5 protein-coding genes and 1 pseudogene are annotated in these 5476 nt (G+C 65.2%); 5 read left to right on the top strand and 1 reads right to left on the bottom strand.

The window, feature by feature from the left end; translation table 11 throughout:
• The coding region (locus GPA_RS02790) for an MBL fold metallo-hydrolase (RefSeq protein ID WP_041238871.1) at positions 1 to 602 on the top strand (602 nt) is incomplete at its 5' end.
• 117 nt (positions 603 to 719) lie between these two features.
• The gene (locus tag GPA_RS02785; RefSeq protein ID WP_015538871.1) at positions 720 to 1196 is read left to right on the top strand and encodes a hypothetical protein; all 477 of its coding nucleotides are present in this window, start codon (positions 720 to 722) and stop codon (positions 1194 to 1196) included.
• A gap of 21 nt (positions 1197 to 1217) precedes the next feature.
• On the opposite strand, the gene GPA_RS02780 is transcribed toward GPA_RS02785, so the two are convergent.
• Positions 1218 to 2444 (bottom strand): HipA domain-containing protein, encoded by a 1227-nt coding sequence (locus GPA_RS02780; RefSeq protein ID WP_231847551.1) that lies wholly within the window; start codon positions 2442 to 2444, stop codon positions 1218 to 1220.
• A gap of 311 nt (positions 2445 to 2755) precedes the next feature.
• Here GPA_RS02780 and ffh point away from each other — a divergent pair, with 311 nt between their 5' ends.
• From ffh to GPA_RS02765, 3 genes and pseudogenes are all read left to right on the top strand, one after another.
• Positions 2756 to 4171 carry a signal recognition particle protein gene (gene ffh / locus GPA_RS02775; protein ID WP_015538870.1) on the top strand — a complete coding sequence of 472 codons (1416 nt, stop codon included), beginning with the start codon at positions 2756 to 2758 and terminating at the stop codon, positions 4169 to 4171.
• Between the two features lie 39 nt (positions 4172 to 4210).
• A pseudogene (locus tag GPA_RS02770) lies at positions 4211 to 4399 on the top strand (ClbS/DfsB family four-helix bundle protein); the annotation flags it as partial.
• 345 nt (positions 4400 to 4744) lie between these two features.
• Complete coding sequence (locus tag GPA_RS02765) at positions 4745 to 5446, top strand: response regulator transcription factor (protein ID WP_015538869.1); 702 nt, start codon at positions 4745 to 4747, stop codon at positions 5444 to 5446.
• Positions 5447 to 5476 lie beyond the last annotated feature (30 nt).

Here is a 5476-nt window from a genome sequence, read left to right as displayed (position 1 = left end):
CCTCGGGCTACGCGCGGTACGCCGTGGAGCCGCCGTTGTTCGATCCCGGCCGCGTGCGCGCGACGTTCGTCTCGGAGGGCGACGAGGTGGCCGTCGGACGCTTCCGCTTCCGGGTGATCGAGGTGCCGGGCCACACGCCGGGTCATCTCGCATTGTTCGAGCCCGACTCGGGCGTGCTGTTCGGCGGCGACCACGTGCTGTTCGTCATCTCGCCGGGCATCGCGCTCTTCCCCGACGGCGCCGACGCCCTGCAGGCCTACCTCGACAGCCTGGCGAAGGTGCGTGCGCTCGGCTGCTCGCGCCTGTTCGTGTCGCACGGCGAGCCGCGCGACGACTTCGCCGAGCGCATCGACTGGCTGGACGCCCATCACCGCGAGCGCCTGGAGGAGGCCGCGGGCATCGTGGCCGCCGGCCCGGGCCTGACCGGCGAGCAGGTGATCCGCCGCATAAAGTGGAACGTGCCTCACGGCCGTTGGGAGGACATCTCGTTCGTGCAGCGCTGGTGCATCCTCATGGAGGGCCTCGTGATCCTCGACCACCTGGTCGACCGCGGCCGCATCCGCCGCGAGGTGGGCGAGGACGGCCTACGGCGGTACTTCTGAGGAACCTGTTTCGCGCTTTTGTCGACTGTTTATGCGCTTCGCTTGCACCGCTGTCTGGCAATCCCTACCATTGCGCGAAAAGCGAATCTCCCGCCGGGGAGGCGAAAGGAGTAGCGGATGAACGCGAAGGCGAGGGCGGGCTTACTCGCGACGGTGCTGGCGGTTGTTGCTTTCGGTGGCGGCGTGCTGGCTGGATGCACCACGTCGGAGCCGTCAGGCGGGTCGGGTATCGGCCTTGTGAACAAGGTCACCACGCAGGAGGGCGTCGCGTTCACGCTGTACGTGGGGCTGGCCGATGCGGACACAGGCGCGCAGGAGCTTTCGTTCGACGAGGCGAAGGCCCTGGCCACGCCGCTCGTCTCCGCTACGGGCGAAGGCTACACCGTGATCGAGGCGCAAGGCGGCTACACCGATGATGCGGGCAATCTGGTGGAGAACGGCACGCTCGTGTACACCGGCATCCATGCGGGCGAGCAGGAGGTGCTCGGCCTCGTCGACGATTTGAAGGCGGCGCTCCACGTGGAGAGCGTCTACGTCACGAGCGCCCAGCAGGGCTACGCCATCTACGGCGGCACCATCGCGTTCGCGGCATAAGGAGCGGCAAGAAGAGGGGCATCACCGTTCGGGCGCGAAGGGATCCGCTGCTCGCGTATCCGGCACGCGCTGCAGCTTGCGGCGAAGGTCGGCTGCATTTACCGTCGGCAAGGCGAGCAGATGCTCCACCCGCAGCCGGATGTACTCGTTGAGGAGATCGACGTATCCGTCCGCAAGGGCATGGACGGGATGCGGTGCGAACTCGAATCCGCGCAGGAGCGCGAGGCGATCTTTCATGTCTGCGGTCATCAGATATTCTGCCTGGTAGTCCAGCGTCACGTCCATGTGGCCGCGGTACCACGCCGCCGTGGAAGCAAGGTCGGCGGCGGTCAAGCCCGAATCGATGTCGCGCATGAACAGCGCCAGGTTGTTGTCGAACACCGGTGCCGCGCCGGTCACGCGCCGCGAGGCGTTGTCGAAGAGGAAGCCGAAGTTGTTCAGGTGCCGGTCGTCGTTGGCGGTGAGCGCGTCAAGTACTGACATGCCTGTGAACAGGTTGAACGCCTCCTCGCCCAGCTCTAAGTACACGGCTGCGGCCTCCTCGAACGGCAGGACGCCGAACGTGGCCGCGAAGGGCGTGAAGCCTGTTTCGCGGCTGGTGAACAGCGGGCAGGCGCTGCATAACGATCCGTGCCATTCAGCAAGGTCGTAGGGGATATGGTAGATTCCGAGCGCTTCGGCTAGCTGGGCTGCGAAATGTTCGGCGAACGGCTCCAGCCCATTCGTGTTGAGGGAACCCGCTTTGTAGAGGAACCGTTTCCCTTCGTGGATGCGCCATGCCTTAGGGAACTGGCCGCTGGTGGTGAGCTCGCCGGAGGGCCCGGCCGGCGTTCGGGACAAGTCGACGACGCCCGAGAAGGCTACGGTCGCGACCAGGTCGTCAAAATTGTTCTCGTAGAGGTTCTTCTCGGCGAATGTCGCGTTCGAGTCATCGGGAACGACCCAATAGGCGTCGTTCAGGGAAAGCGCGTTGCAGACGTCGAGGATCTGGATGGGGTCGTCGAGGTGGATGCCGTACTGCCGCACGATACGCGAGGCGTACGTCCGGTTCTTCGAGATGGTGCGCGCCCGGATCCAACGATCCACCGAGGCGGGCTCGCCTGCCATGCGAAAGGGGAGCAGATGACGTTTTTCTTTGTCAACCTCGATGTTCGTGCAACGCGCCCCCGTGCGCGCATCGCGCGCAAGCGTGAACCGCGCCACGTCGGCGTCGAAGAGCTTCAACCGGTATGTCCGAGCTTCGTCCATGCGGCCATTCTACCATGGAGGGCAAGGGGGCGAATTGGTATAGCGGGCCAAAGTATCGGTGCAAGTTGAACCGATTGTGTCCGTTTGGGCAGTCTGAAGTTCCGAACGCCCATCCTTGGGATAGAATGATTTATAAATATTAGCGTATTAGTTATGCAATGCTTGAACACCTAAGCTTATCTGCTCAATCGCAGTTTTCACAATGGACACTCGTTTTGCTCGTTGAAAAGGTGAAGTTCGCCTTGGGCGGCGGGGTTCAAGTATAATCTCCCTCTAGCGAACAACATGACCGACGACGGGAGCGCACTTCCATGCTCGAGAACCTCTCCGAACGCCTTCAGGGCATATTCAGCGGGCTGCGCGGCAAGGGCCGCCTGACCGAGGACGACATCAACGACGCCATGCGCGAGATCCGCATGGCGCTTCTGGAAGCCGACGTGAACTTCAAGGTGGTGAAGGGCTTCATCGCCCGCACGAAGGAGCGCTGCCTGGAGGCGGAGGTGCTCGACTCGCTCACGCCGGCGCAGAACGTCATCAAGATCGTGCTCGACGAGCTCACCGAGCTCTTGGGCCGCACGGACAGCAAGCTCGTCCTGGGCAGCCGTATCCCCAACGTCATCATGCTCGTGGGCCTGCAGGGCTCCGGCAAGACGACGGCCGCCGCGAAGCTGGCCTACCGCCTGAAGCAGGAGAACCACTCGCCCCTGCTCGTGGCCTGCGACGTGTACCGTCCCGCCGCGGCCGACCAGCTGCAGACCCTCGGCGGCGAGATCGGCGTGCGCGTGTACCGCGGCGACGGGCAGGACCCGGTGCGCATCGCCACCGAGGGCGTCCAGGACGCCATCGACAACCTGCGCGACGTGGTCATCGTGGACACGGCGGGCCGTTTGCACGTGGACGACGAGATGATGGACGAGGCCGAGGCCATCAAGCGGGCGGTCAAGCCCGACCAGATCCTCATGGTGGTGGACGCCATGACCGGCCAGGACGTGGTGAACGTGTCGGCCGCCTTCGCCGAGCGCGTGGACTTCGACGGCGTTATCATGTCCAAGATGGACGGCGACGCCCGCGGCGGCGGCGCGCTGTCCATCAAGCAGGTCACCGGCAAGCCCATCAAGTTCATCTCGTCCGGCGAGAAGCCGGATTCCCTCGAGGAGTTCCATCCCGACCGCATGGCGAAGCGGATACTTGGGATGGGCGACGTGGTCAGCCTCATCGAGAGCGCCGTCAAGGTGCAGCAGGAAGAGGTGGAGCAGGAGCAGGCCGAGCGCATGATGCGCGCGAACCTCACGCTCAACGACTTCATCGACATGAACCGTCAGATACGCAAGATGGGCGGCATATCGAAGCTGATCAGCGCGCTGCCCGGCGGCGACAAGGCCATGTCGCAGGGCCAGGTGGACGAGGGGGCGCTCGACCATATGGAGGTCATCATCAACTCCATGACCAAGGCCGAGCGCGAGAAGCCCGATCTGCTGAACGGCTCGCGGCGCGCCCGCATCGCCGCCGGCGCCGGCGTGACCGTCTCGGACGTGAACCAGCTGATCAAGAAGTTCAACGAGACGAAGAAGATGATGAAGAAGATGATGCCCGCCGTTGAGGACCTGCAAGGCGGCAAGAAGGGCAAGAAGGGCAAGAAGGGCCGCCGGCGTCGCATGGGCCTGCCCGGCATGGGGGGCATGAGCATGGCCGACATCAAGAAACTCCAGGACATGATGGGCGAATAGGCGTGACGCGGCGGCTTCGAGGCCGCCGCGTTTTCGGCCGACGTGGACGCGCTCGCGGAGTGGGTCGACGGGTTCTCCGACGACGAGCTGTTCGAGCCGGGCGGCCGGAAGTGGGCGCAGTCGACCCCGTCGATGTGGCCGGTGTGGAAGTGGGTCCACACGAACACCGTCGCGCCGTTCAAGTCGTTCCTCAGCAAGATCCGCAAGTGGAAGAAGCTGCGGAGCTAAGCTGCGGACAGATGGGGGCGGTTCTCTTCTGTCTTCCTGCTACCTGCGTACGCGTAGGCGGAAAAGGACGGGCTTCGCTCGGACGTGGCGGTTCGCTCGCGCGAAACCCCAGGTCGTGCTTTCAACGCGCGTGACGTACGCCCCGTGCGCCGTCGGACAACTTGGCTGCCACGTGCAACAGGGGATTGTCCGGGGGCAAACCGTTACATATTGTAACCGTTTGCGTGGTAGCAGTTGGTTACGGCCCGTAACCAACGAGGTCAGGTGCTTGCGCTCGCGGAAAGAGATTTCCAGCCAACTTGGGTACAATGGTCTCGTCCATCCGGCTGGCCGAAGGGGAGTGCGATGCCGAGCATACTCATAGTCGATGACGATGCGGACCTGTCCGCCATCGTGGCACGCTATCTGGAGAGCGAGGGGTTCGCGGTGGAGCGCGCGGCGAGCGCGGAGGAGGCTTACGACGTCCTTGCCACGCGTGCGTTCGACCTGGTGCTGCTCGACATCAACCTGCCGGGCGACGACGGGTTCGCGGCGTGCGCGGCTCTGCGGCGCGCAAGCGACGTGCCCATCGTGTTCGCCTCGGCGCGCACGAGCGAGACCGACCGCATCGTCGGGCTCGACACGGGCGGGGACGACTACCTGCCGAAGCCCTACTCGTTGCGCGAGCTCTTGGCCCACGTGAACGCGCTGCTCAGGCGGTCACGTGGGCGAGCGGGCGGGGAAGGGGCCGACGGCGCGCTCGCGGCGGGGCCGTACGTGCTCGACGAGGCGGCGGGCTCGATGTTGAAGGACGGCGCGGCCATCCCGCTCTCTCCCAAGGAGTTCGCGCTCGCACGCTACCTGATGGCGCGCGAGGGAGAGGTCGTGTCGAAGGATCGCCTGCTGGCCGAGGTGTGGGGCGCGTTCTCGGAGGTGGAGCCGCAGACGGTGTCGGTGCACATGAGCTGGCTGCGCGCGAAGGTCGAGGACGATCCGGCGCACCCTGCCCACTTCAAGACGGTGCGCGGGCGGGGCTACTGCTTCGACGCGGCGGGCGGGGCGTCGTGACGGCGGCCTCCCGCGAGGGCGCGCGCATCG

This window comes from Gordonibacter pamelaeae 7-10-1-b (genome assembly GCF_000210055.1).
GTDB classification, from domain to species: Bacteria; Actinomycetota; Coriobacteriia; order Coriobacteriales; family Eggerthellaceae; genus Gordonibacter; species Gordonibacter pamelaeae.
This window is presented reverse-complemented; position numbering and strand designations above follow the sequence as displayed.